The 21,517-nt window shown below is 62.8% G+C and carries 28 protein-coding genes and 1 pseudogene; 21 read left to right on the top strand and 8 right to left on the bottom strand.

Annotated features, from left to right (window positions below; genetic code table 11):
• Window positions 1–343: 343 nt before the first annotated feature.
• From VL15_RS21870 to VL15_RS21840, 7 genes are all read right to left on the bottom strand, one after another.
• Window positions 344–547 (bottom strand): helix-turn-helix transcriptional regulator, encoded by a 204-nt coding sequence (locus VL15_RS21870; protein WP_048248451.1) that lies wholly within the window; start codon window positions 545–547, stop codon window positions 344–346.
• Complete coding sequence (locus VL15_RS21865) at window positions 544–969, bottom strand: hypothetical protein (protein ID WP_230684503.1); 426 nt, start codon at window positions 967–969, stop codon at window positions 544–546. Before VL15_RS21865 ends, VL15_RS21870 begins: the two co-directional genes overlap by 4 nt.
• Window positions 966–2,414, bottom strand: coding sequence for a ParB/RepB/Spo0J family partition protein (locus tag VL15_RS21860; RefSeq protein WP_048248449.1), 1,449 nt, complete (start codon window positions 2,412–2,414; stop codon window positions 966–968). The genes VL15_RS21865 and VL15_RS21860 overlap by 4 nt, the downstream gene beginning before the upstream one ends.
• A complete protein-coding gene (locus VL15_RS21855) occupies window positions 2,414–2,776 on the bottom strand; it encodes a hypothetical protein (RefSeq protein WP_048248447.1) in 363 nt (120 codons plus the stop codon). The genes VL15_RS21860 and VL15_RS21855 overlap by 1 nt, the downstream gene beginning before the upstream one ends.
• Window positions 2,777–2,826: 50 nt before the next feature.
• On the bottom strand, window positions 2,827–3,045 hold the full coding sequence (locus VL15_RS21850; protein WP_048248445.1) for a hypothetical protein: 219 nt from the start codon (window positions 3,043–3,045) through the stop codon (window positions 2,827–2,829).
• 124 nt (window positions 3,046–3,169) lie between these two features.
• Window positions 3,170–3,667 carry a hypothetical protein gene (locus tag VL15_RS21845; RefSeq protein WP_048248443.1) on the bottom strand — a complete coding sequence of 166 codons (498 nt, stop codon included), beginning with the start codon at window positions 3,665–3,667 and terminating at the stop codon, window positions 3,170–3,172.
• Complete coding sequence (locus VL15_RS21840; protein ID WP_230684502.1) at window positions 3,621–4,154, bottom strand: helix-turn-helix domain-containing protein; 534 nt, start codon at window positions 4,152–4,154, stop codon at window positions 3,621–3,623. The genes VL15_RS21845 and VL15_RS21840 overlap by 47 nt, the downstream gene beginning before the upstream one ends.
• Window positions 4,155–4,238: 84 nt before the next feature.
• Between VL15_RS21840 and VL15_RS21835 the strand changes: the two genes are divergently transcribed.
• The 5 genes from VL15_RS21835 (at window position 4,239) to VL15_RS21815 (ending at window position 9,220) form a co-directional block, all read left to right on the top strand.
• Complete coding sequence (locus VL15_RS21835; protein WP_048248439.1) at window positions 4,239–4,487, top strand: hypothetical protein; 249 nt, start codon at window positions 4,239–4,241, stop codon at window positions 4,485–4,487.
• A 64-nt stretch (window positions 4,488–4,551) separates the two neighbouring features.
• Entirely contained in the window at window positions 4,552–5,094 is a 543-nt protein-coding gene (locus VL15_RS21830; protein WP_196319616.1) for a hypothetical protein, read from the top strand.
• Window positions 5,081–5,464, top strand: a complete 384-nt coding sequence (locus VL15_RS21825) for a hypothetical protein (RefSeq protein ID WP_048248437.1) — start codon at window positions 5,081–5,083, stop codon at window positions 5,462–5,464. Before VL15_RS21830 ends, VL15_RS21825 begins: the two co-directional genes overlap by 14 nt.
• A 260-nt stretch (window positions 5,465–5,724) precedes the next feature.
• Entirely contained in the window at window positions 5,725–8,232 is a 2,508-nt protein-coding gene (locus VL15_RS21820; RefSeq protein WP_048248435.1) for a VapE domain-containing protein, read from the top strand.
• Window positions 8,233–8,446: 214 nt separating this feature from the next.
• Window positions 8,447–9,220, top strand: a complete 774-nt coding sequence (locus VL15_RS21815) for a zinc finger-like domain-containing protein (protein WP_048248433.1) — start codon at window positions 8,447–8,449, stop codon at window positions 9,218–9,220.
• 469 nt (window positions 9,221–9,689) lie between these two features.
• On the opposite strand, the gene VL15_RS21810 is transcribed toward VL15_RS21815, so the two are convergent.
• Window positions 9,690–9,959: a hypothetical protein gene (locus VL15_RS21810; RefSeq protein WP_048248431.1), complete on the bottom strand. Its 270-nt coding sequence runs from the start codon at window positions 9,957–9,959 to the stop codon at window positions 9,690–9,692.
• A gap of 216 nt (window positions 9,960–10,175) precedes the next feature.
• On the opposite strand from VL15_RS21810, the gene VL15_RS42780 reads away from it, so the two are divergent.
• From VL15_RS42780 to VL15_RS42085, 16 genes and pseudogenes are all read left to right on the top strand, one after another.
• The gene (locus VL15_RS42780) at window positions 10,176–10,706 is read left to right on the top strand and encodes a MarR family transcriptional regulator (RefSeq protein ID WP_196319611.1); all 531 of its coding nucleotides are present in this window, start codon (window positions 10,176–10,178) and stop codon (window positions 10,704–10,706) included.
• A complete protein-coding gene (locus VL15_RS21805) occupies window positions 10,651–12,693 on the top strand; it encodes a phage terminase large subunit family protein (protein ID WP_329955963.1) in 2,043 nt (680 codons plus the stop codon). The genes VL15_RS42780 and VL15_RS21805 overlap by 56 nt, the downstream gene beginning before the upstream one ends.
• Window positions 12,694–12,706: 13 nt before the next feature.
• Entirely contained in the window at window positions 12,707–12,913 is a 207-nt protein-coding gene (locus tag VL15_RS21800) for a phage head-tail joining protein (RefSeq protein ID WP_048248427.1), read from the top strand.
• Window positions 12,910–14,403 (top strand): phage portal protein, encoded by a 1,494-nt coding sequence (locus tag VL15_RS21795; RefSeq protein ID WP_048248425.1) that lies wholly within the window; start codon window positions 12,910–12,912, stop codon window positions 14,401–14,403. Before VL15_RS21800 ends, VL15_RS21795 begins: the two co-directional genes overlap by 4 nt.
• Window positions 14,400–15,485, top strand: coding sequence for a head maturation protease, ClpP-related (locus VL15_RS21790; protein WP_048248423.1), 1,086 nt, complete (start codon window positions 14,400–14,402; stop codon window positions 15,483–15,485). The genes VL15_RS21795 and VL15_RS21790 overlap by 4 nt, the downstream gene beginning before the upstream one ends.
• 30 nt (window positions 15,486–15,515) lie before the next feature.
• Window positions 15,516–15,860: a head decoration protein gene (locus VL15_RS21785; protein WP_048248421.1), complete on the top strand. Its 345-nt coding sequence runs from the start codon at window positions 15,516–15,518 to the stop codon at window positions 15,858–15,860.
• A 73-nt stretch (window positions 15,861–15,933) separates the two neighbouring features.
• The gene (locus VL15_RS21780) at window positions 15,934–16,929 is read left to right on the top strand and encodes a major capsid protein (protein WP_048248419.1); all 996 of its coding nucleotides are present in this window, start codon (window positions 15,934–15,936) and stop codon (window positions 16,927–16,929) included.
• Between the two features lies 1 nt (window position 16,930).
• Window positions 16,931–17,221, top strand: coding sequence for a head-tail joining protein (locus VL15_RS21775; protein ID WP_048248417.1), 291 nt, complete (start codon window positions 16,931–16,933; stop codon window positions 17,219–17,221).
• Window positions 17,222–17,223: 2 nt separating this feature from the next.
• On the top strand, window positions 17,224–17,754 hold the full coding sequence (locus VL15_RS21770; protein ID WP_048248416.1) for a phage tail protein: 531 nt from the start codon (window positions 17,224–17,226) through the stop codon (window positions 17,752–17,754).
• Entirely contained in the window at window positions 17,744–18,268 is a 525-nt protein-coding gene (locus VL15_RS21765; RefSeq protein WP_048248414.1) for a hypothetical protein, read from the top strand. The genes VL15_RS21770 and VL15_RS21765 overlap by 11 nt, the downstream gene beginning before the upstream one ends.
• Before the next feature lie 3 nt (window positions 18,269–18,271).
• Window positions 18,272–18,952: a phage baseplate assembly protein V gene (locus VL15_RS21760; RefSeq protein WP_048248412.1), complete on the top strand. Its 681-nt coding sequence runs from the start codon at window positions 18,272–18,274 to the stop codon at window positions 18,950–18,952.
• 99 nt (window positions 18,953–19,051) lie between these two features.
• On the top strand, window positions 19,052–19,213 hold the full coding sequence (locus VL15_RS21755) for a hypothetical protein (RefSeq protein ID WP_230684501.1): 162 nt from the start codon (window positions 19,052–19,054) through the stop codon (window positions 19,211–19,213).
• On the top strand, window positions 19,213–19,548 hold the full coding sequence (locus tag VL15_RS21750; RefSeq protein ID WP_048248408.1) for a GPW/gp25 family protein: 336 nt from the start codon (window positions 19,213–19,215) through the stop codon (window positions 19,546–19,548). The genes VL15_RS21755 and VL15_RS21750 overlap by 1 nt, the downstream gene beginning before the upstream one ends.
• A complete protein-coding gene (locus VL15_RS21745; RefSeq protein WP_048248406.1) occupies window positions 19,545–20,441 on the top strand; it encodes a baseplate assembly protein in 897 nt (298 codons plus the stop codon). The genes VL15_RS21750 and VL15_RS21745 overlap by 4 nt, the downstream gene beginning before the upstream one ends.
• A complete protein-coding gene (locus tag VL15_RS21740) occupies window positions 20,431–21,009 on the top strand; it encodes a phage tail protein I (RefSeq protein ID WP_048248404.1) in 579 nt (192 codons plus the stop codon). Before VL15_RS21745 ends, VL15_RS21740 begins: the two co-directional genes overlap by 11 nt.
• Window positions 20,997–21,517 (top strand): annotated as a pseudogene (locus VL15_RS42085) (tail fiber protein); the annotation flags it as partial. The gene VL15_RS21740 and the pseudogene VL15_RS42085, both read left to right, overlap by 13 nt.

Here is a 21,517-nt window from a genome sequence, read left to right as displayed (position 1 = left end):
TGTTACCCGAGATCAGTTGAGATTGTCTTCTATAATTCCGGACCTCTATGCATGTCCCGACGGTGCAGGGATTGTCATCGACGGCAACGAAGTCGAGCTATTCGGACAGGTTCATCGATACGATTTCGGAGAAATTCGTCCTACGTCGCATGAGGATTGAAGTAACCCCTTCTCGCGCATCAATTGTGCGGATGATGCGGTCCATGTTCGGTTTTTGAACGTCTGCTTCGTAGAAGAGAGACCGTCCCTTGTGGGTCGATCACGGCCGTTGATGAGGTCACATCCAAGTCATTTCAGACCTGATCAGATGCTGACTGAGGGATCAGGTCTAGACTTAGACATGTTATTGGGCGGTGGACGTTTCGCGCAATGTGATGGAACGAATCCATGCTTGTACTTCCGTCTCAGCCCAGAGCGACAGGTTTCGTACGCGTCGCGGTTTCGGGAAGCTACCTTCTTTCATCATGTCGTAAATCGTGGTCTTGCCGAGGCCGACCATGCCGAGGACGGTCGGCAGCCGCAGCAGGCGTTCAGTCGTAGTGCTCAATTCAAACCTCCTTGTTCTTCGACGACAGGTTGCGCTGCACGGGCGAGCTGCATGAAACCTGTCTCCAATGTGATCGTGGCTGTTGCGGCCCAGGTGCGGACTTCCTGCGCGGCCTTGTGGCGAGAGAATGAACCAATCTCATCGGCCATCAGGTCCAGCAGCGCGACGTCGGCCGCGTGCGAGATCTCGGCTATCAGCGCGTGGATCTGAACGCGAAGGACGTCGAGTCGCGCGAGCCTGCCTTGGCGGGCATCCGCCAAGGCTTCGTTCTTCTGGAACGCTTTTGCGGGCGTCAGCCCGTCGCAGTCCGACTGCATCGAAGTGCCGTTGACGCTCGCCAGTTTGATAGCCGTGCAGCTCTTCGCGCTTTCCCGCTTTCGCGGCAGCGGACGTGGGGTAGAAAGGGCCGGGCGCGGGGTCATTTGGCTGCCTCCTGCGCGGCCGCAAGCTTGGCTGCCAGCTCCGGCGTCCATTCGGGATCAGGCATCGCATACAACTTGTCGAGCCACGCATTGACGATCGGTGCTTCCTTTGCTTTCGCGTAGCTTGGCGACTGCATGACGCGTGTCATGTCTGACACCGCGCCCCGGATTGCTTGCCCGCGTGTCGGGTACGTCTCCGTGAAGCTGAGCAGTGACGGCAGGCCGGTCATACCGCTGGAACCGACCGCCAGCGTGAACGAATGAATCCACACCCCATGTTCAACGTGAGCGAGGTGGATCGCAGCAGGGCTTTTGCGGGTGCGCTTGCTGGCAGGGGACTTGATCGTCTCGCAGGCGTCGAAAACGCCGTGCTTGTTCGGTGTGTGGATCGGATGATCAGTCGGTGTCGGCCCAACCCCGCCGAGGAACAGGTGGGCTATGCCGTTCAAACCCGCGTGTACGGCATGGATCGTGCCCGGCGAGAGTTGGTCGAAGGCGGGGTCATGCAGGACCGATTGCAGTGCCTGAAAAAGTTGCTTTGCGCGCGCGTCGTTGATCTTGGCGGGGGCGCTTTGGCGCGTGGCTGGCTGTGCCGGCGTCTGCGTCTCGACCGTGACTTCCGCGGCCGTCGACGTGGCGAGAGGTTCGGCGTCGGTGGGGGCGGCTGCAGATGTTTTCTGCTCGACCGAAGATGCTTGGTCCGGGAGCGCATTGAGCAGGGGCGCTGCTTCGAGATACTTCTTCGTCACCTTCGATTTGCCGGCTTCCGCTGCTTTGGATATCCCGACGACGATGCGTTCGAGTGCCTTGTTGTCGCCGTGGAGCCGGATCTGTTCGATCGCAAGCGTGCCGGTGCATTGGCCTGCGCGTACGAGCTGGTGCAGTTCAACCGGGGCGCGCTCAAGCAGGCCGACGTCACGCACGGTTTGATCAGTGACATGCAAGCGCTTGCAGATGGCTGCGAGGGTCATGCCGTGGATGTCGCGTAGCTCTGCTACGGCCGCCGCAAGATCAAGAGGTGACGACCGCTTGCTATCGTTGCTGAGATAGCCGTCGATCACCATTTCGGCGCGGTTGACCATCTTGGCATCGCGGACGACGACGGGGATCTTGCCAATATCCTTACCAGCTTCGATTGCGTTGCCGGCCGCGAGGTAGCGGTGTTGCCCCTTGTACACGTAAAGCAGATCTTTTCCATCGACCTTGCGCGCGTAGCAATGGAGTGGCGACCCCTTGTCATACCCGTTTTCGATGATGAGGGCAGTGAGGTGCGTCACCCATTCGGGATCAACTGGTCGGATGTTGTCGGACGGGTCGTAGTGAAGTTGACCATAGGGGACCATCCACAGGTCCGCCGACGTTGCGCCCGCAGCGGCAGCAGCAGCCTTCGTGTTCCCGGTCGGGATCGGCGCGGTCAGGTCGAGCTGTTGCGTGCGGTCGTCCATTACGCGGCCTCCTGCAGTGCTGCCGTGCGCGTCTTGCCCGGCTTCTTCGCTTTGTTGATCGCGTTCGTTGCTGCCATGCCCGCCGCGCGCCTTGCTTCTCGCAGGCGCTTGACCGCGCTGACGCAGTCGCTTTCGCTCGGGATCGAGATCTGGGTGCCGGCGATCTCTGCGCCGTCGAGGATCAGATACAGCGTATGGACGCAATCAGCCAAGGGGCGACGACCGACAACGTATTTGCCGATCAGAATCGGGGTCGACGGACGGCGCGCGTTCCGGTCGTATCGCGTGATGGTGCGCAGTGACAGGGTGTCGCGACGCTCGATGTCGACGACGGGAAGTGTGCGGGCTTTGGTTCGCGACATGGTGGTCTCCATGACGCCGGGGCCGCTCGCCCCGGCAAGGTCGGGGCGGATTAGACGGTGACGTGGTACGCGGTCGGAGGCACGACGACCGGATCGTCTTGGAACACGTTCACGGCGACGAACAGGAGGGCGGCGACGACTGTCCAGCGGAAGATCGGCGACTTTTCAAAGTTGCTTTGGCGGGCAGGTTCGGACGGCGTGATGCGGGGCGTTTGTTCGTCGCGGAGCCAGTCGTGGCGGGCTTCCGCATGCTGATCGGTTGTTTGCATGGTGGATCTCCGGGTCTGCGCGACATTGCGCAACCCGGAGATTAGTCTTTAATGGCTTATATGGTCAAGCCTAATATGACTTGTCATGGTGAATTGTTCGCCCGGGTGATGCCTCTCGTTCGTCTTATTTGTCTCGGGTCGGTGCGTGCGTCCGATCGCGTCGCATGACGGCGACGCCGGCCAACAGTTGGCCGGCAACGGAAAGCGCAACGTCCATCCACGGCACGACGTTGATATACGTTGCCGCAAGAATCGCGGCCGAGACGAGCGGGATAATTTGTACGAACCCGGCCTGATTGCGTCGGCGACGACGGCTGGTGTGCTCGTCGATTCGGTCATGGATTCGAGTCAGGCCGGACTGGATCGCCGGGGCGAACTCCGGTTCAATGCCTGCGGCTGACAAGGTGATGTCGCCGTTCTCCAACATGAGCACGGCGGCGTATGCGATGACGGGGGAGTTGCGCGAATTGAGTTCGCCCAGTAGGGCGTTGCGCGTGACGGCCTCCCGATCACGGCGGGGTTCTGGAGGCGTGCTGGATGTCGACTGGAACTTGCGTGCACGAAAGGCGGACAGGTTAGCGATGCCCGCGCTTTCCCTCGGTGGCGTGACTTTGGTCTTCATTGATGCTCAACGTTTTGTCTGATAATGGTCGTTGAGCTGCCCGTCGAACCGATACGGATTGTGCCTTCGACGCCGGCATTGTTTCAGAAATATTCACCGTCTCCTGGCCCGCCGTGCGGGCCGCGCCGCTCGCGCTCAAGACGAATTCAATGTACGACTCGATCTTTTTCCGGTCCTCGCCGGACAGTTGCGCGACGGCTGTCGTGTCGTACTGAAGTCCATTCCCACTTGCTGGTTCATCGGAAATCAAGCTGACGAGAGACACGCCGAGTGCGTCAGCGACGGCCTCTACGTGGCCGAGCTGCGGATCGGCTTCATTGTTCCGCATGCGACCGACTGTTCGCTGCGCCAGTCCTGCGCGCGCAGCGAGTCTCCCCTGCGTGTTGAGCGTTGGGTGAGCGTCCATCAGTTGCTTCAGCTTGAGCGCGAGGATTTCGCGGGCGGGTGTCTTGTTCATCCCCTGATGTTGCCAAATATGGCTAGACATTCGTTACTTTCGGCCGGCTGTTGGCGGATTGAAAAATAGCCAAATAAGACTTAGAATCGATCCCGCACCTATTTGGGGAATGATATGAGTCAGCGTGTTAGTTCTTGGTTGGAGTTCGTCATCGAGCAACTGCATAAGAACAAGGGCAAATGGCGGCGCATCGCGCATGACGCGGGTGTGCCGTACGACACGCTGACCAAGATCGCTCTTTCCAGGGTTACCGACCCGCGCGTATCGAACGTGCAGGCACTTCACGACTACTTCGTCAGGGCCGAAGCATCTCTCCAGAGCGTCCCGCGCGAGGAGCCGATCTCCGTCACAACAGCCGCTTGATGAATCTTAGTCAATGCGCCTCCGCCGCGACAGCATGAAAGCGGCACATTCCCAAAGCTCCGATATGACCTGCCGATACGACAGTACCGAATGGCTGGACGTGCTCTATACGTCCGTTCGCAACACGCCCGGCGGTGTCGCCGATGCGGCGAATCACCTCACGATCCGGCGTGGGAAGAACATCACGCCGGAATCGCTTCGTCTGCGCCTGCGTGGTGTCGGCGACAGTCGCTTGTCGATGGAGATGTTCGAGCTGCTGATCGAGTGGATGCAGGAAAAGGCAGAGGGCGAGGTGTATGCACTCGACGCGCTGCACGCACTGAACTCGCGATTCGGTCTGGTGGCCGAACACGTCGACGACCACGCCGCTGACGATGTCGGCGAACCCGGCACGCTGCGTCTCGTTTCGACGGCGCTGCACCTGCAGGCGCATGTGGGTCTCGTTGCTGACGACGTGACACGCGCGCTGGCGGATCAGCGCATCGACGATCAAGACGCCGAGAAGATCATCGCGACCGGCCGCAAGGGCCAGCGCCTGTTCCAGCGCTTGATGAATGTCGCCCGCAACCTCGCCGCACGTCGCCGTCGTCGTCATGGAACGGTTTAAGCCCGGCATGGGCTGCTGCCGGCCCGAGCGTGAACAGATCGGCCTCTGTTGCTCGCCTGAGCAGCAATTGGCGTGCGCTGTAACGACACTTGCATCCCGATTCGAGTGTGCCCACGCCGAAGCGGGGCGCTTGCTGTCCGAACTGATCGCCACGTTCCCCGATCACCTCGCTCCGATTCTTGCGGAAGCGAGCGCAGCGGGGCGCATGCGTTTGTTTGTCGAGCGTGCTGCGCGCGCATGCGCCGCGCTCGCAACCAAGGCGGAACGTCACGCGTTCCGCGACCAGCTTACCGATCGTCTCTGCGTGCTGGACCTTGCCGCGTTCGACGATTCCATGTCGGCGGAATGGCGTCGACTGCGCGGCAAATAACCGGAGACCCCTGTGAACGTGAACGGAATCAGCAGCGCGTTGCGACGCGGAACATCGCAGTACAGCCGCTCGCCAAGTGGGAGGCAGTCCTATGCGGCTGGGCGTGGAGCGTGGCGCAGCTTCTCTCACAAGGTCGCACGCGACCGCCGTCTTGCCGAGCTGGATGCAGCTCGGCGTGCGAGCTAACAGGGCACTGTTCAACGAATTGTGATCTGGCCGCGACATGCGGCCAAAGTGACTTTGATAGAGGGAATTATCGTATGGCGACACTGGACCAGATCGTTCAACAATTGCGTGCGGCGGGTCATCCCGACCTGCCCGCCGGCCATCCCGTCGCGGACGGCAAACATCATCGGTACGGGCCGCGCAAGAAGTATTGGTATCAGCTACGCGAGGTCGTCAGCAAGGGCGCGACAATCGGCTATGGCGGTACGTTTGGCCATTTCTCCGGGGACGATCCGGGCACGGAGCGATTTGAGTGGAGCGGCGCACCGTTGAGCGAGGAGGTGCTCGCCGAGACGCGTCGCCGACAGGAAGCGGCCGAACGTGAACAGGCAGAGCGTGACGCGCGGCAGGCGAAGCTCGCCGCGAACCGTGCACGCGACCAGTGGGGTCGTGCGGCAGAGCATGGCGAGTCCGCGTACCTGGACCGCAAACACATCACGGCCGAAGGCGTGCGTTTCGACGTGGACGGCACGATCTTCGTGCCGATGTATCAGTACGGCGACGACGCTCGTCTCGTCGGCCTGCAGAAGATCACGCCGGACGGCGCGAAGCGCTTCAACAAGGGCATGGAAAAGAAGGGCGCGTCGTATCTGCTTGGCGAGGTTGGTGCAGACGACCAGATCGTGCTGGTGGCCGAAGGCTATGCAACCGCGCGGGCGATCCGTATGGCGATCGATGACGCGTTCGCTGTCGATATCTGCTTTGACGCGGGCGGCATCCTCCCGGCCGTGCGCTACCTGCGTGCGACGTATCCGGATGCGCACGTGCTGATCTGCGCCGACGACGACTGGAAGATCGAGCAGCGCGTGCGCGACTGGCTCGCCGACGAGTTCGCTTTCTGTGGTGAGCTGGTGTTTGGTGCAGACCCGGTGCGGATCGAGGCGAAGAATACGTGGTACATGGTCGCGGTGTCACGTCGACGTGACGACAACGGCGTGCCGTACGTGGAGGTGAGCTACGGTAACGATGTGATGCCGCAGCGCCGCAAGCGCTTCGAGAACACGGGCCTGAAGCGTGCGTACGAGGCGGCAGCGACGGTCGACGACGTCAGCGTCGTCTTTCCGATCTTCGCCAATCGTGGCGAACGCAAGCTGACCGATTTCAATGACCTGCACGTCGAAGAGGGCTTCGAGGCTGTCGAGGCGCAGGTGCAAGCCGCAATCTTGCGCGTCATCGCGCCAGCCAACGAAGAGATTCGGCCTGCGACGGTCAACGTGTCGACCGCGGACGTCACGCCGACGAAACCTACCGCGACGGCCGCTGCCGCGAAACAGCCGGAATGGGACGGCTACGAGGCAGAGAACGGTGCGCACACGTGGGAGCAGGATCTCGCGCGGTCGGACAAGGGCCGGCTGCTGCCGACACTGGGGAACGTGCACCTGATCCTGTCGAACCACAAGGCGTGGCAGGGCGTGATCGAACAGGATGACTTCGGTGGTCGCGTGATGAAGCGCAAAGCGCCGCCGTTCCCGCAGGGTGTGACGGGCGAATGGACCGACATGGACGACCAGCGGACCGTTCTCTGGTTGTCCCAACGGTATGGCCTTGATACACGCACTGATGTCGTGATGAACGCGGTCCTGTTGGTGGCGGATGCGACCCACTTCCATGACGTGCGCGAATACCTTGAAGGGCTGAAATGGGACGGCGTGTCGCGCGTGCGATCCATGCCGTCGACGTACCTGCGTGTGGCCGACAGCGAGTATGTGCGGCTCGCGTTCATGAAGTGGATGATCGCGGCCGTTGCGCGCGTGATGGAGCCGGGCTGCAAGGTCGACAACGTCCTGATCCTCGAAGGCAAGCAGGGGCATCGAAAGTCGACGGCGCTGAAGGTACTGGCTGGCGCTCCGTGGTTCACCGATACGCCGATCCAAATCGGCAACAAAGACACGTACGCGGTGCTTGCCGGCAAATGGGTGATCGAGCTGGCTGAACTGGACTCGTTGAACAAGGCCGACTCTTCGGCGGTGAAGAGCTTCTTCGCGACGGCCGTCGACCGGTTCCGCAACTTCTACGGCAAGCGTGCGACCGACGTCCCGCGTCAGTGCGTGTTCGCTGGCTCGGTCAACTTCGACACGTACCTGAAAGACGAGTCGGGCAACCGGCGTTACTGGCCGCTGCGTGTGGGCGGGCTGGTCGACATCGACGGCATTGTGGCCGTTCGCGATCAGCTCTGGGCGGAAGCCGTGCACCTGTATCGCTCGGGCGTCGTGTGGCACGTAGAAGAGCATGAGCGCCCGCTGTTTGAGATCGAGCAGGCGGAGCGCTACGAAGGTGACGTGTACGAGGACAAGATCGCCAAGGCCCTGGAATTCGTGTCGCGCACGACGATGGAGGAAATCCTCGCGGACATTCTGAAGCTCGACACGTCGAAGTGGACGCTCGCGGAGCAGCGCCGCATCGGCAAGGCGCTGAAGTCGCTCGGGTGGGTGCGCAAGCGCGAGTCGACCGGGTCGCGCGGTTGGTACTACGTGTGCGAAGAGCAAGAGCCGCAAGTCGAACGTGAGTTGGTCGCAGCGGGTGATGACGACAGTCCGCTGTGATCGCGTGGCGCGCTGTGCCTGCACGGTAAGCGCGCCACTTGCCCCGTCTTGGCGCGCTGCGGACGTCCCATGTCCCAATGTCCCAAGGCGTGGTCTCGGGCGCGGGTGCAGGGGCGTGACATGCGCGACGTGAGCGGCGCATGTTGCGCATGTCGCAGGCGCGCACCCCTGCAAGCTTTATCCCTTGGGACATTAGGACGAATAGGAGAGAGTCGTGATTGATTTGAAGGAGCGGGTGGGCGTTGCTGTGAGCGTTCGTGGTCAGTTCACCGACCCGATTGCCGATCCTAAAGTTACTTTGGGCGCGCTCGCCTTTGCGAACGATCTCGGTAGCTCGCTGGCCCGCATCAAGGCTGGGCCGCTGCCGACGCCTGCGATGGTTCGACGTGCAACGTTGCTATTGGCGCAGATGATCCGGACGTCGGGCCGATTTAAACGTGCGCGATTCACGGGCCTTTCGCGCGACGAGCGTCGCGATCAACGTGCGGGGCATGCGGTCGAGCGATCGAAGGTCGACATAGTCGAGAGGTTCGCGCTGCGGTTGCTCGACGAGTGGGTGAACGATCAGTGCGTCGAGTGCGAGGGGCGCGGTGTCGTGCGTCGAGCACGTCCCGTCACGACGTCAACGCACGCGTGTGATGTATGTGGAGGCAGCGGCAAGGTGTGTGTATCGGAGGAGCGTATCCCGTTCTTCGAAGGGCGTAACGGGCCGCTTGTCTTTCGGGAATACGAACCATGCGACGACTGCGGCGGGATGGGGCGGATCGCCGCGTCGCCGGTTTCGGATGCGAAGGGGCGGCACATTTGCCCCGACTGTTCCGGTTCCGGCAAGCGGCAGGTCGACGACGCGGGCCGGGCGCACGCGCTTGGCGTATCGCTCGATGAGTATCGGCGAAACTGGTCGTGGCGCTTTCACGATATGCTCGCGCTGTTGGATACAGTAGATGGATCGGTGTACGACACATTGCGTCGGCAATTGCGAGGATGAAACGTATTCCATTTCAAGAGCGGATCGCTTACACTCTGCACATCCTTTACCGCGTCACTGGATACGTGAGCGACCGCACACTCGTGTCGCAACAATCGCCCGACAGGCGTCCTGAATCGCGGGAGCGCCGCGACCAACAACGATAATTGTCTGTCGGGATCTGTTGGGAGGGCGTTCGCCCTTACGAAATGAATATCGAAGCCCTGAGTGCGAAAGCTCTCAGGGCTTTTTGCATTGGAGCGCGTGATGCGTACAAACTCTGTAACTGCCCCGGCGGACCTGATTCTTGGCGAGCGGGTGGCTGCTGCCGTCGAAGAGGCCGCGCAGAACGATCCGAAGTCGTATGGGTTTGCGGATGAGGAAGGAGTGGAAGCGCTCAGGGCTTTGTCGACAGCCCTGAGCACGGTTGACGATTCTGGTAATGAGATCGCCGTCTTGATGCGTGCCGAACGCAGCGTCCGTGAAACGCTTAGATCTTCCGCAGTGCTTCCGGCAGCAGGTCGCGTACCGACTGCTTGAACGTCTCGATGATCTCATCGGACGCATGCGACGCGATGAGCTTCGATACGCGCAGCTCTGTCAGCGTATCGACAGAGGCGACAAATGCCGGATTGTTTGCGTTGGCTTCGGCGAGTGCGCGCACAACGGTGTAAAGCGCCATGTTGTCAGCGACAAGTTGTTGCTTGATCTGAGCCTCAGCGTCCATTGCTTCTGCGATTTTTTTGAGCGAGTCGCTCATGTGGATCTCCGGTGGTGGTTTTGGACGCGCGATTCTACAGTGCCATCGGATCGAGCTGACTCACGCACCGACCGTGTGTCGATGAAACCTATCCGGCACGTGCCGTGGTTCCGTCTAGACGTTGACCGTGGCGGGGACCCTCTGGGGGCGCGCACCCGCGGGGGCTCGCACCCGCGTTTTTTCTCTACTGGCGAGTTTCCATAGGGGGTCATATTCATGCCGACTCAGCAGCAGATCGCCGACCATCTCGACCTAGACCAGTCGGCCGTTTCGCGGTTCGTCGACAAGGTTCGGCTCGATTACCGCGAGACGTCGATCGATGAGATCCGTGTCGCATATATCAGGCACCTGCGCGAGATCGCTGCGGGCCGCGCGAGCGGAACCGGCATCGATCTTGTTGCCGAGCGTGCGAAGACCGAGATCGTCGATCGCGAGATCAAGCTGCTGACGCTGGCCGAGAAGAAGGGGCAGCTCGTCAACGCGGCGCAGCTCGAACAGGCGTATGGCCTGATGGTCGGCGCATTTCAAACGGAGCTGCTGTCGCTGTCCGACAAGCTGGTGCAGGAACTGCACACGCTATACGGCGTCGGGGTAGACGTCGAATGGTTGAATGAGCACATATATGGATGCCTTGAGCAGCTTTCTGAATACGACCCAGACGGTCAACGCAGTGATTCGCCGGATCGCGAAGATGCTGCGTCCGCCGGAGCGGATTGGGACGACGGAATGGGCGCGCAAACATCGTAGGTTGAGCGCGAAGGGATCGGCCAGCCCCGGCCGGTACAACCCGAACATCACGCCGTGGGTGTTCGGCATGCACGAAGCGCTGGACGATCCGACCGTGCAGAAGGTCGTGTGCATGAAATCGGCGCAGGTCGCGTGGACGGATGGCGTGCTGCTGAACTACATCGGCAAGCGGATCGACGTTGACCCGTGCCCGATGATCGTCATGTTCCCAAAAGAGAAGACGGCGAAGAAGTTCAACCTGGAGAAGTTCGAGCCGATGGTCGAGGTGACGCCTCGCCTGTCGGCAAAGCTACCGGTGCACGCGGCCCGCGACAAAAACAACTTGTGGGATCACAAGACGTTCGCGCGCGGGTTTCTGAAGTTCATCACCTCGAACGCACCGGACGACGTGAAGTCGACGCCGGCCCCGGTCGTCGCGGTCGAGGAGCCGGACGACGCGAACACGAACGTGCGCGAGCAGGGCGACTCGATCACGCTGCTGGAGGAGCGCAACAAGAGCTATTCGGACCGGCGACGCAAGATGATCTTGGGCGGCACGCCGACCGTCGACGGCTTGTCGCGCATCCAGCAGGGCTATGCGGCATCGGATCAGCGCGTGTATCTGGTGCCGTGCCCCGATTGCGATGAAGAGCATGAGCTGGCGTGGGAAAACGTCACCTGGAGCGAAGGCGCTGAAGTCGAGCATGAGGTCTACGGCCGCGCACAACCGGAGACGGCCCGTTACACCTGTCCGCATTGCGGCTCGCTGTGGGACGATGCGACGCGCATCCGCGCTGTCCGTCGTGGGCGATGGGTTGCGACGGCACCGTTTCACGGCGTTGCCGGCTTCCGCATCAACGAGCTGGTATCGCCGTTCCCCGGCTCGAACATGGCGGAGCTGGTGAAGAAATGGCTGACGGCCGACAAGGCGCTGCGCGAGGGCGACGATACGAAGATGCGTTCATTTGTGAACAACTCGCAGGGGCGGCCGTACAAATACAAGACCGACCTGCCCGAGCTGGACGTTCTCGCGGAACGAGCGCTGCCGTACACGGAGCTGACTGTGCCGGCCGGCGGGCTGCTGTTGACGCTGGGCGTCGACGTGCAGCACGACCGCCTTGCGGTCATCGTGCGCGCATGGGGGCGCGGCGAGGAAAGCTGGCTCGTCGTATGGGGCGAGATTTACGGCAATGTGACGGACCAGCAGCAAGATCCGATGACGGGCGGGGTATGGGGCGCGTTGACGACGATGCTTACGCACTCGTACCGGCACGAAAATGGGTGGCAGCTCCGCGTACGCGCAACGTCGATCGATTCTTCGGACGGCGCTACGTCGGACGCGGTATACAAGTATGTACGTGCTGCGCAGAAGGCCGGTCATAACGTCATGGCCGCCAAGGGCAGCAGCGAAGCCGATGCCGAGATTTTCAGCGTCCCGAAGGCGTCGATCGATTCGACGCGCAACAACAGCAAGGCAGCGAAGTACGGGCTGCGGCCGTATATGGTCGGCGTGAGCCGAGCGAAGGATCTGATCCTCGAAAACCGGCTCAAGCTCGAAGGCAACGGGCCGGGCCGCATGCACTGGTACAGCGGTGTGCGCAGTGATTACCTGTCGCAGCTCACGGCCGAGGTAAAGGTGCCGGGGCCACGTGGCGGTAAGCGCGTGTGGAAGAAGATCAGCCAGAGGAACGAGGCGCTGGACTGCGAAGGGTACGCCTTGCACGCGGCCCGCAGCATGAAGGTGCACCTGATGACCGAGGCGCACTGGCAGGTCGAGCAGCATCGCGCGTCGCAGGTCTCGCTGTTCGATGCGGTTCCGGTGCTGGAGGTGTTGCCTTCGGCGCTGCCTGCCGAGGTGCCGCCCGATCCGCCAGCCGTGCCCGAGATTATCGAGACGCCGCGGCCGTCGCCGCCTGTAGTAAAACCCGCCGAAACCCCGCCCCCGAGCGGGGTTTCGCGCATTCAGGGCCGTCGTGTTGGTCGGTCGACGTACCTGAAGCGCCGCTAAACGAGGGAATCGCATGGCATACACAAAGCAGGATCTGGAGCGCATCCAGTCGGCAATCGCGAAGGGTGAGCTGGAAGTCCAGTATGCCGACCGGCGAGTTAAATATCGCTCGATTGGCGAGCTGCGCGAAGCACGGACCGAGATCATTCGCGCTCTGAACGGCGCGGCCGGACGCTCGTCGATCGTCCGGATTCGTCACGCCGGCAAGGGGGTGCGATGAAGCCGGCTTATCCGTCACTCGCGCGGCGCGGATTCGTGGTGCCGACGCGGCTGAAGGCGGCGGCCTACGAGTCGGCGAGCACGACGGGCGCGCGGGCGAAGTCGTGGCGGGCGTCGGGCGCGGGACCGAATGCGGCGGCGGCGCAAAACCTGCCGCTGTTGCGGTCGCGTGCTCGCGACGCGATTCGCAACGATCCGTGGGCGAAAACGGCGATCGCACGACTCGTATCGAACACGATCGGGAACGGTATCCAAGCGCACCCGAAGCATCCAAACGATGCGGTGCGCAAGATGCAAAAGCAACTTTGGGAGGATAGCTGCGAGGAGATCGACGCGGACGACCTGTTTGATTTGGCGGGCGTGCAGACACTCGCCGCACGTGCGTTCTTCAGTGACGGCGAGGTGCTGGTGCGTCGCCGACTGCGCAGTCCGAGCGACGGCTTGGCGGTCCCGATGCAGATTCAGCTTCTCGAAGGCGATCTGCTGCCGATGGAGAAGAACGAGATCGCGCCGGGCGGGGGCGAGATCGTCAACGGCGTTGAGTTCGATGCGGATGGTCGACGTGTTGCATATCACCTGTTAAAGCGTCATCCCGGCGAGTACGGGCGTGCGTCGACGACCAACATGCAGACCGTACGCGTGCCGGCCGACGAGATCGCGCACGTTTTCCTCGCGTTGCGGCCCGGCCAGGTGCGCGGTGTCCCGGAACTGTCGACGGTGCTGCTGCGGCTCAAGTCGCTGGACAACTTCGACGATGCGGTGCTGTTCCGGCAGGAGGTCAGCAACCTCTTCGCCGGGTTCATCACGAAGCCGCCGGCCGAGCCGGGTTTTCCGGGAGATCCGGTGACGGGTGGCGAAATGCAATACGACGTCGACGGCTTCTCGCCGGTCGTGTCGCTCGAACCGGGGAGCATGCAGGAGCTGGCTCCGGGTGAAAGCGTCACGTTTGCGGAGCCGCCGGGTGCGGGGGCCGACTATGGCCCATTCATGCGTCAGCAGTTGATGGCGGCTGCGGCATCGGTTGGCATGCCGTACGAAGTCATGACGGGCGATCTGCGCGACGTGAGCGATCGTGTGCTGCGGGTGATCTTGAACGAGTTCCGCCGTTCGATCGAGCAGATCCAGTGGAACGTGTTCATTCACCAGTTTTGCCGGAAGGTCTGGCGCTGGTGGGTCGACGCTTGTGCGCTGTCGGGCGCGATACCAATGCCGGACTACTACCGACGCCGTCGCGACTATCTACGGGTGCGGTGGGTGCCTCAGGGCTGGCCGTATATCCACCCGGTGCAGGACGTCACGGCGAAGCGGATGGAGATCCGCTCCGGGCTGGCGAGTCGGACGGGTGCGGTGTTGTCGCGTGGCGATGATCCTGAGCAGGTCGACACGGAGAACGCGGACGATCTCGCGCGTGAGCGGCGGCTCGGGATTCGATATGACACGCTCGACCCGGTCGACGGGGCGGGCGATCTTTCTAATGGGGATGGCGAATGAAAGGGAAGAGGCGGTGGTGGGACATCCGCGCGCAAGCGAATACAGCGGGCGGGAGCGAGGTCGAGATCCAAATCTATGGCGACATCGGATTCTGGGGCACCGATGCGGATGTGTTCGCCGCGAAACTCAACGAGGTGGCGTCGACAGCAACATCGATCGTTGTCGCGATTAACTCGATGGGCGGGGACGTGTTCGATGCGGTCGCGATCTACAACATGCTGCGCCGGCACGCAGGCAAGGTGACGGGGCGTGTCGATGGTGTTGCCGCGTCGGCCGCGTCGCTGATCCTGATGGCTTGCGACACGATTGTGATGCCGTCGAATGCAATGCTGATGATTCACAAGCCGCATACGCTGTTGGAGGGCGAGGAGGACGACTTCCGCCGGATCGCCGACCTGCTCGGCAGCACGGGCACGAACATCGTCGCGGCCTATGTCGAGCGTAGCGGCCTGCCGGAAGACGAGGTGCGCGCGATGATGGCTGCCGAAACGTGGCTGACGGCGTCGCAGGCGAAGGAAAAGGGATTCTGCGACACGATCGAGGAGTCCATCCGAATTTCTGCGCACGCCGGAGCCGCGCGCCTCGTCGCACGCTATTCCGCAGTGCCGGAACAGATCCGGGCGCTGCTGGAGGACGACGAGGTGCCGCCCGTCAATCCACCGGCCGACCCTGCCCCGCAGCCGCAGCCGCAGCCGCAGCCGCAGCCGCCGGCAACGCCGGACGTCACGGCGCTGGCGTCGCATGTGTACGCGGCATGTCGTGACGCGCGGATCGAGCACTGCGCCGAAGGCATCGTGCTGGCGACCGGTCTGCGCGATCGCTCGACCGTCGACGCTGCGATCCGCAGCGCACAGGACATTGCCGGTATCTGTCTGGCCGCGAGCCTGACCGAGCTGACGGCCGGCTTCGTTGCAGACGGGCTGACGGCGGATCAGGTGCGCGCGCGGTTGTTCGAGCGTGTGACGGCCTCGCAGAAGCCGATCAATCATCGTGCTGCTCCGGTTGCGTCGCAAGACGCGCCCGTGGTCGCGAAAGCGCCGCGTGCGGCGTCCATCTACGCGGCTCGCAAGAGCAGCAAGTAACTTTGACGTAACCCGAGGAGGGGAAAACTCATGTCGAACTGGAAGGTACAGGCCATTCTGACGGCCGAATTTCTCGTGTCGGAGGGCAACGGGCAGATCTCGCGCGAGCCCATCATCGTCAAGGCCGGCCCGGCGCTGCCGGCTGGGCAACTGCTCGGTGTGACGAGTACCGGCGAATACGCGCCGTACGACAACGCAGCAAACGACGGTTCGGAAGTCGCTGCTGCGATCCTCTACGCGCCGCTGGCGGCGTCCGAAGCGCCGCGACCGGCGACGGGAGTCGTCCGGCTTGCCGAAGTCGTTGGCAGGCTTCTGACGGGCCTCGATGCGGCCGGTCGTGGCGATCTCGCCGAGCGACACGTGATCGTCCGCTGATCACAACTCACCCCATTCAAGGCTACGCCGACCGCGTGGCCTTTTTTGTATCCATTTTCATGTCGGAGGTTGTATGGCGGATATCGCCCTGTTTCAAGACGATGCGTTCTCGCTGTCGTCCCTGAGTGCTGCGATCAACGAGCAGCCGTATGTTCCCGGCCGTATCGGCACGCTCGGGCTGTTCGAAGAGGACGGCATCACGACGACGACGATCCAGATCGAGCGCGACGGCGACACGCTCGCGCTCGTTGCGGCCGGCGAGCGCGGTTCGCCGGCTGCAGTTGTGGTCGGCAGCAATCGCGGCATGATTCCGATCAACGCCGTGCACTTGCCGCAGCGTGCGGTGATCAAGGCGGACGAGATCCAGAATCTGCGCGCGTTCGGTTCCGAGACCGAGTTGGAAGCGCTGCAAACCGTCGTGAATCGCCGGCTCGCGAAGATGCGCCGCCAGCTCGACGCGACGCACGAGTTCCATCGCATCGGCGCGATCAAGGGCATGGTGCTGGACGCGGACGGCAAGCGCGTGCTGATCGACCTGTGGAAGTACTTCGACATCGACCAGACGGTTGTTTCGTTCGAGCTGGGCAAGGCAGATACGGAACTGCGCACGAAGTGTATCGACGTGCAGGATGCGATCGAAGATGCGCTCGGCGCAACGACGTACACGGGCGTGCGCGCGCTCTGTGGTCGCGCGTTCTGGAACAAGCTGATCAGTGCGAAGTCGGTCAAGGAGACGTACCTGGCGTCCGTGATGGCGGCGCAACTGCGGGGCGACGCGCGCGACGCGTTCGACTTCGGCGGGATCACGTTCGAGCGCTATCGCGGCCGCGTCGGTGACATCGGTTATGTGGCTGACGACGAGGCGCACGCGATTCCGGAAGGTGTTCCGGATCTCTTCATTTCGCGCTTCGCGCCGGCCGACTACGTCGAGTCGGTCAACACGACGGGCATTCCGTACTACGCGAAGCAGGAGCTGATGCAGTTCGGCAAGGGTATCGAGATCGAGGCGCAGTCGAACCCGGTCCACATGTGCACGCGCCCGAAGGCGCTGATCAAGCTGAAGGCGTGACATGGCGTTCCGGGATCTGATGACCGACGTCGACACGGCCGTGAAGCGCGATCTCGCCGACGACGACGTCTCGATCGACGGCAGGCCCGTGCTGGGCATGTTCGCTGCACCGTGGCTCGGTCCGGATCTCGGAACGCAGCGCACGAACCTCGTTGCGCCCGTTCTGCACATTACCGACAACGATGCTGCGAGCGTCCGGGAGGGCAGCATCGTCGTCGCGGCGGGCGAGCGTTACCGCGTGGTCGAACTGCATCCCGATGGCACGGGCTGGACGATCTTGATTCTGAGGTGACGATGGATCTGCTGAAGGTCGAGATCGACGTAAGGGGGGCGCTCGAAGCGCTCGCGGGCTTGCCGCCTGCAGCAATGCAGGCGGCATGGCGTCGGACGTTGCGCAAGACGGGCGCATGGATCAGGAGCCAGACAGCGAAGGAGGTCAGCGGTGCGACGGGCATCCAGCAGAAGCTGCTGCGGCAGCGGATGTACTTCTTCATGCGGTCGCTCGATACCGGCAAGGTATGGCTCGGGCTGAACCCGATCGAGGCGCATCGTCTCGGCGCAGCACGTCGCACGAAGAAGGGCATGCGGGCCGGCAAATCGTTGTTCGAGGGGGCGTGGCGCAAGACCAAGGCGCAGCCGGATGGGCCGATCTACCGGCGCACGGGCAAGGAACGCACGCCGTTCGAGGTCGTGACGGTCGAATGGTCGCAGACCGGCGATCCGGCATTTCGACGGGCCGCACGTGCGTGCGAGGCGCGGCTGATGACGGTGCTGCGGCAAGAGGTCAACTACGAAATCCAGAAGGCGGCGAGTCGTGCTCGATAACCTGAAGCAACTACATGACGGCATCGAGGCCGGCCTGCGCGCGCGTCTGCCGGACCTCGAACGTATCCATGCGTATCCGAAGATCGGCAAGTCGATCGAAACGCCGTTCGTCGCGATCGAGCTGGCGGAGCTGGAGCCGGGACACGATGACGGCACGGGCCGCGTGCCACTGGTCGCGCGTATGCAGGCCCGCGTGATCGTGGACCCGCTGGTACCCGATGCCGAGCTGCAGGTGCGCGAGCTGTCCGCTCGCGTGCTGCAAACGGTGCACGGGACGACATGGGGGCTGCCCGTGACGCCGGGCAAACAGGTCGGGTCGGCTGGTGAAGATCCGTTTCGCCCGGAGCTGGATACGTATCTCGTCTGGCTGATCGAATGGGTGCACGAATTCGACCTGGGCGACGCGTATGAACCGCCGACGAAGGGCCGTGCGGTGCTGTGGGGCGTCGATCCGGAGACCGGGCCGGACCATGAAAGCCATTACTGGAATCCGGCGGTTCAGGGAGCGGGGTGACGTGTGAGCGACTTCGAGCTTGGCGAGATGGATCGCCGCATGGCGTGCCTGACGCAGTCGGCAGTCGTCGAGGCGATCACGTACGACCCGCCGCGCGTGAAGGTGCGGGTGGGCGATTGGGTGAGCGACTGGCTCAAATGGCAGGCTGGTGCGGCCGGCAAGGTGCGGCAGTGGCGTCCGCCGTCCGTCGACGAAGAGGTCGCGCTGTGGGCACCGTCCGGTGATCTTGCGGGCGCGTTCGTCGCGCCCGGCTACTACACAGAGCAGCACGGCGGGTCCGGCCGGTCGAGTCCCGACGAGACGGCGACCGATTACCCGGACGGTGCGTTCGAGCAGTACAACCATGCGAGCCATGAATACGTGCTGTCAGTGCCGGCGGGCGGTCGGATCGTGTTTCGCATCGGCGGGACGGAGTTCGAGCTGAAGGCGGACGGCGCGATGCTGCGCAGCGAGAAGCTGCTCGCGGATGTGCCCGACTCGACGTTCACGGGCAACACGACGACCGAACAACTGCTCACGTTCAACGGTGGTATGCAGGGTAAGCCGGGCGAGGGTGGCGGTGTCGCGATGAAGATCGCGGGCGGTGCGGAATACACCGAGGACGTCGTTGCAGGCGGCAAGTCGCTCACCAAGCACCGACACCGTGAGCAAGGGGACGGCGAGCTGGTCAGCCCGCCAGTCTGAACAGATCAAAGTGACTTTGGACCCCGCCCCGTGCGGGGTTTTTCGTTTGTGGGGGTGGTTATGGCGAAAGACACGCAGCAAGGCGGGGCGGCGGCACCCGTGACATTCATCGACACCGAGTTCCGGAGTCGCGTGATCGTGTTCCCGGACGGCTCGCACGTTGCCGTGCTGGCCGGCAAAACGGAGGTGACCGAGCCTGCGCACATCGCGTATCTCGAATCGTGCGTGTGCTTCAAGCGTATTCCGACGAAGGCGCAGTGATGGTCGTGCTGGTCGGTATGTGTCGCCGTACGGGCCGACTGATTGGCGGGCTCGATCATCTCGTGCAGAGCATCGGGGACATTCTGAGCACGCGCAAGGGAACCCGCCGCGAACGCCCCGATTACGGCTCGGATCTGCCTGCGATGGTTGACCTGCCCGTCACGCGCGGGTGGATATCGGCCGCGCAGGCGGAAGCCGCACGCGCAATCGGACGGTGGGAGCCGCGCATCGCGCTTGAGCGCGTGAACGCGCTGTCTGTCGTGGACGGCAAAGTAACTTTTCGGATCGCCGGCCATTACAACGGCGACGATGTTGTGTTCGAGGTGACGATATGACAGTGATCGATCTGTCGGCGCTTGATCCGCCTGATCTCGTCGAAACGCTCGACTTCGAGGAGCTGTACCAACGCAAGCGGGAGCACTTCAAGAGCATCTATCCGGATTGGACGGCTGCGCTCGAATCCGATCCGGTCGTCAAGGTGCTGGAACTGGCGGCATATGACGAAGTCCGCTATCGGGCGCGTGTCAATGATGCGGCTCGTGCCGTGTTGCTTGCGTACTCGACGGGTGCGGATCTTGAGCATCTCGCGGTGCTCTGGAATTTGCGGCGAGAGACAGTCGATCCGGGTGATCCAGAGGCGCATCCGCCGGTGCCTGCGACGGTCGAGCGCGACGACCGCTTGAGATTGCGTACACAGATGGGCATCGAGCGCGCATCGACGGCGGGTCCGTTCGGTGCGTATCGGTCACTCGCAATGGATGCGTCGGCGGATGTCGCGGACGTGCGTATCGACCGGCCGGAGGGCGGTGTCGTGCGCGTCGTGGTTAAGTCGTACTCGAATGGCGGCGTTGCAAGTCCTGCGTTGCTCGCCACGGTCCGCCGAGCGCTTTCCCCGGAAGATCGTCGACCGCTCAACGACATTCTGCTCGTTGTACCGGCCCGGCCGGTCGAATACGCGATCGTCGCTGACGTGTATATCGGGCGCGGGCCAGATCCGGGCGTCGTGCTTGCTGCGCGACGGAAGGATCTCGATATCGCGGTCGCGGCAGGGGAGGCGCTGCGGGTTGGTATGCCTCGCTCGGCCGTAACCGGGGCGCTGCATCCCAAAGCGTCGGGTGTCGTGCGGGTCGATCTGAAGATCCCGGCGGTTGATGTCGTGTGTGCGATCGACCAGTTCGCCCGGTGTACGTCGATAGTGCTCAATCCGAAGGTGAACGATGACGACTGAAGCATTACTGCCGACGAACCAGACCAGTCTAGAGGCGGCGCTCGCGCAGGTGATGCGGCCGACCGTTGACCCGGATGTGATTCGCACGCTGTGGGATGCGGATCGCTGTCCGGCCGCTTTCCTGCCGTGGCTCGCTTGGTCGCTTGCGGTTGACGGATGGGAGCTTGCGGAGTCTGAAGAGGCGCGACGCGAGCTGATCAAGTCGTCTCTGGCGATCTACCAAAAGAAGGGAACGCCGTGGGCGATCCGCGAGATCGTTCGCCGTCTCGGGTTTGGCGAGGTCGATATTCAGGAGGGGCGGCAGATCAAGCGGCGCGACGGCTCGGCGAAGCGCGACGGTCGATATCTGCACGGTGGTACGACGGCATGGGCCGAGTACATCGTGAAGCTGCGGCGACCGGTGACGCGGGATCAGGGCGAGAGCCTGAAGCGGGCAATCGAGCGTTACGCGCCGGCTCGCAGCCGGCTCGCATGGCTCGACTTTTCTGAGGTTGCGATCCGACACAACGGTGTCGCGACGCGCAATGGTCAATTTACGCGAGGGGTGATCGGTACATGGCCAATCTGAAAGAAGAAAGTAAGTGGGAAGACGGGGTCTATCAGTTTGAGGAGTCGGACCCAGTTCAGGGCGGTCCTGATGGTGTCGACAACTTGCCGGCAAAGCAACTTGCCAATCGCACCCGCTATCTGAAGGAGCGCGTCGACGGCCTCGGGAACGATAAGGTGGCGAAGACCGGCGATGCGATGAAGGGCAAGCTGCTCGGCAAGCAGGGCGAAATCACGCCGAATAATGCGAACAATGCGGGTTTCGCGTTTGATGGCGATCCGGACACTGGCATATTCTCGCCGGCTGACGGCATCGTTCAGATCGGTGCGAACGGTGTTACGGCGATCGAGGTTAAAGCCGGCAGCGCGGTTGCCGTCAAACGGTCGACGACCATCGCTGGCGATCTTGATGTGACCGGTATGGTATTGGTTAATCGCGGTGGCGATGAGGGGCGGGTGGGTCTCGGGAGAAACAACGGATACTTCTACGCGAATGCAAAGGCGTGGGGCTTCTATTCGCCCGACTCGGG

This window comes from Burkholderia cepacia, assembly GCF_001039005.1.
Classification (GTDB): domain Bacteria; phylum Pseudomonadota; class Gammaproteobacteria; order Burkholderiales; family Burkholderiaceae; genus Burkholderia; species Burkholderia theae.
This window is presented reverse-complemented; position numbering and strand designations above follow the sequence as displayed.

Coding starts and splice junctions, on each gene's coding strand:
- VL15_RS21810 (WP_048248431.1), bottom strand. CDS start 9,959: ATGAGCGACTCGCTCAAAAAAATCGCAGAAGCAATGGACGCTGAGGCT.
- VL15_RS21850 (WP_048248445.1), bottom strand. CDS start 3,045: ATGCAAACAACCGATCAGCATGCGGAAGCCCGCCACGACTGGCTCCGC.
- VL15_RS21835 (WP_048248439.1), top strand. CDS start 4,239: ATGAGTCAGCGTGTTAGTTCTTGGTTGGAGTTCGTCATCGAGCAACTG.
- VL15_RS21790 (WP_048248423.1), top strand. CDS start 14,400: ATGAAAGGGAAGAGGCGGTGGTGGGACATCCGCGCGCAAGCGAATACA.
- VL15_RS42780 (WP_196319611.1), top strand. CDS start 10,176: ATGCCGACTCAGCAGCAGATCGCCGACCATCTCGACCTAGACCAGTCG.
- VL15_RS21795 (WP_048248425.1), top strand. CDS start 12,910: ATGAAGCCGGCTTATCCGTCACTCGCGCGGCGCGGATTCGTGGTGCCG.
- VL15_RS21820 (WP_048248435.1), top strand. CDS start 5,725: ATGGCGACACTGGACCAGATCGTTCAACAATTGCGTGCGGCGGGTCAT.
- VL15_RS21750 (WP_048248408.1), top strand. CDS start 19,213: ATGGTCGTGCTGGTCGGTATGTGTCGCCGTACGGGCCGACTGATTGGC.
- VL15_RS21860 (WP_048248449.1), bottom strand. CDS start 2,414: ATGGACGACCGCACGCAACAGCTCGACCTGACCGCGCCGATCCCGACC.
- VL15_RS21840 (WP_230684502.1), bottom strand. CDS start 4,154: ATGTCTAGCCATATTTGGCAACATCAGGGGATGAACAAGACACCCGCC.
- VL15_RS21830 (WP_196319616.1), top strand. CDS start 4,552: ATGACCTGCCGATACGACAGTACCGAATGGCTGGACGTGCTCTATACG.
- VL15_RS21800 (WP_048248427.1), top strand. CDS start 12,707: ATGGCATACACAAAGCAGGATCTGGAGCGCATCCAGTCGGCAATCGCG.
- VL15_RS21785 (WP_048248421.1), top strand. CDS start 15,516: ATGTCGAACTGGAAGGTACAGGCCATTCTGACGGCCGAATTTCTCGTG.
- VL15_RS21745 (WP_048248406.1), top strand. CDS start 19,545: ATGACAGTGATCGATCTGTCGGCGCTTGATCCGCCTGATCTCGTCGAA.
- VL15_RS21780 (WP_048248419.1), top strand. CDS start 15,934: ATGGCGGATATCGCCCTGTTTCAAGACGATGCGTTCTCGCTGTCGTCC.
- VL15_RS21825 (WP_048248437.1), top strand. CDS start 5,081: ATGGAACGGTTTAAGCCCGGCATGGGCTGCTGCCGGCCCGAGCGTGAA.
- VL15_RS21805 (WP_329955963.1), top strand. CDS start 10,651: ATGCTGCGTCCGCCGGAGCGGATTGGGACGACGGAATGGGCGCGCAAA.
- VL15_RS21770 (WP_048248416.1), top strand. CDS start 17,224: ATGGATCTGCTGAAGGTCGAGATCGACGTAAGGGGGGCGCTCGAAGCG.
- VL15_RS21740 (WP_048248404.1), top strand. CDS start 20,431: ATGACGACTGAAGCATTACTGCCGACGAACCAGACCAGTCTAGAGGCG.
- VL15_RS21775 (WP_048248417.1), top strand. CDS start 16,931: ATGGCGTTCCGGGATCTGATGACCGACGTCGACACGGCCGTGAAGCGC.
- VL15_RS21855 (WP_048248447.1), bottom strand. CDS start 2,776: ATGTCGCGAACCAAAGCCCGCACACTTCCCGTCGTCGACATCGAGCGT.
- VL15_RS21865 (WP_230684503.1), bottom strand. CDS start 969: ATGACCCCGCGCCCGGCCCTTTCTACCCCACGTCCGCTGCCGCGAAAG.
- VL15_RS21845 (WP_048248443.1), bottom strand. CDS start 3,667: ATGAAGACCAAAGTCACGCCACCGAGGGAAAGCGCGGGCATCGCTAAC.